Annotated in this window: 2 protein-coding genes; one reads left to right on the top strand and one right to left on the bottom strand. The window is 61.1% G+C overall.

The genetic code is table 11. From position 1 onward, the window contains the following. Positions 1-120 precede the first annotated feature (120 nt). Positions 121-870, bottom strand: coding sequence for a hypothetical protein (locus H5U08_RS17735; protein WP_297036160.1), 750 nt, complete (start codon positions 868-870; stop codon positions 121-123). Positions 871-1,011: 141 nt separating this feature from the next. Here H5U08_RS17735 and H5U08_RS17730 point away from each other — a divergent pair. Further along, a partial coding sequence (locus H5U08_RS17730) for a hypothetical protein (protein ID WP_297036158.1) occupies positions 1,012-1,756 on the top strand: 745 nt, incomplete at its 3' end.

The raw sequence follows: 1,756 nt of genomic DNA, 5'->3' as shown, positions 1-1,756 counted from the left end.
AGTAGGGGCAATTCATGGAGTGCTGCTCCAACATGTTCCCCATGGCGTCTCATGGGTCTAAAAAAATGGGTCGGACCGGGTGCAGGTCGATCACCTCGTTTGCCACCCTGAGTGTATCGCTTATCTTTCCCAGTGCCATGCCGCCTGGGAATAACGACTGGCCAGAAGCTCTCGCATGTGCACTTCTGGCCAGTCCTGGAGAATGCCGTCGGCCGACCACGCCCGCCGAATCCGCATGATCATCTCTTCGCGCTCGAGGGGCACATTAGCCACGAACATTTCATGGGGGCGACCGGCGCGATAACCCGGTTCTCGCGGCGGCTGCCGGAGAAGCCTGCTTATCCACTCCAAATCGAATCGATAGAGAATCGTTCCATGATAGAGGACGCATCGCCGTCCGAAACGGACACTGTTGCCCGAGACCTTGCGCCAGTGCCTGCCATCCCCGCAGTCCGGTGGCCCGTCACCGATGATGGCCAAATCGCTGGTTCCCGCCCGGACCACACGCACCCCGTTAACCGAGAGCGCGTCTCCGAGCCGTGCAAGAACCTGGGTATGGAGATGATCGACCCTTCGCCAGCCAGGCCGGGCGTCCAACTGAACCACCAGGGAATACATCAGGCAGCCCGGCCCGATGACCACGGCACAGCCTCCGCTGCATCGCCGCAAAACAGGAACACCCAGAGCTTGACATTGCGCTACGTCCACCTCTTGGTGAAGGCAGGAGGCCCGCCCGACGACGACGGCCAGCCGAGGCGACTCCCACACCCGCAACACTTCACCCAGTTGACCAGCATCGGCTGCGCTTTCGTCGTCCGGCGAGATCGAAAGTGCGTTCCAATGGCCTTTTCGCCAGGAACTGCCGGCCATTCCCTGAACCAACCTGGCGTTGAACGGTCAGGCCAGCGCGGACGGCGCGGCTTCGCCGAACTCGTCAGGCTGACACTCCTGGCAGGTTCTCTTGTTCTTTTCGCCGCGCTGATATGTCGGGGGGAGATTCCTCCGGATCAGGTGTGGCGACAGGTCGCCCCTGGCGCACTGGGGAAATCCATCTCAGGACGAACTGGTCCCGGCGAAACCTACCCTTTCGCCGCGACGATGCATCCCGGCGACGTGGTCGAATGGATTCTGGATGATTCCAGCGGCTGGTCGGCTGTCCGTCTGGCTGATGGTCAAACCGTGTGGATCATGACGTCCCAATTGAGGGAACTCACCGTGCCCACCTCTGCTCCGCCAGCACGGCCAAACCAGGGAGGGACAACCTCGCAGCAGCTGCCTGCCCGCCTGGAAAACAAGACGGCAGAAAACAACGGCCCTGTGGAACCCACATCGTATCTACTGCCGGACGAGACAAACAGGCCGGGGCAGGGGGATGGTTGGCGACCGGCGGGGAATCCTGCAGCCCGACTGAATCTCCACCCAGACGCTGCCGTCCAATCCCGGGGGATCACCGAGAGCCGTTCGACTACACCCGCCACTCTCAGCAGTGTCACCGCTCCCGCATCAGGCCAGGTATCTGTGAATGCACGCCTGGACCATATCGAAGCCCAATTTAACAGAATGCTGACACAGGACCCGACAACGTGGGATCTCAAGCCCCTTGAAGATGCCTTGGCTTATTTGACTACCCAACCGCTGTCTCCGTCCCAGGTAACCCGTTTGAAGGCTCTTGCTGAACGTACCGCGGAAGCCAGGCAAATCGCACAGGCGGCGAAAGCCACGTTATCTTCTGGCGTCGTCTCCGCGGGCTTCCCTA

The organism is Thermogutta sp., assembly GCF_014359955.1.
GTDB lineage: Bacteria > Planctomycetota > Planctomycetia > Pirellulales > Thermoguttaceae > Thermogutta.
Note: the sequence above shows the minus strand (reverse complement) of the source record. Positions and strands in the feature narration are given on the sequence as shown.

Bases quoted from the DNA above. Each gene is read 5' to 3' on its own strand.
- H5U08_RS17735 (WP_297036160.1), bottom strand. From the start codon at position 870: ATGGCCGGCAGTTCCTGGCGAAAAGGCCATTGGAACGCACTTTCGATC.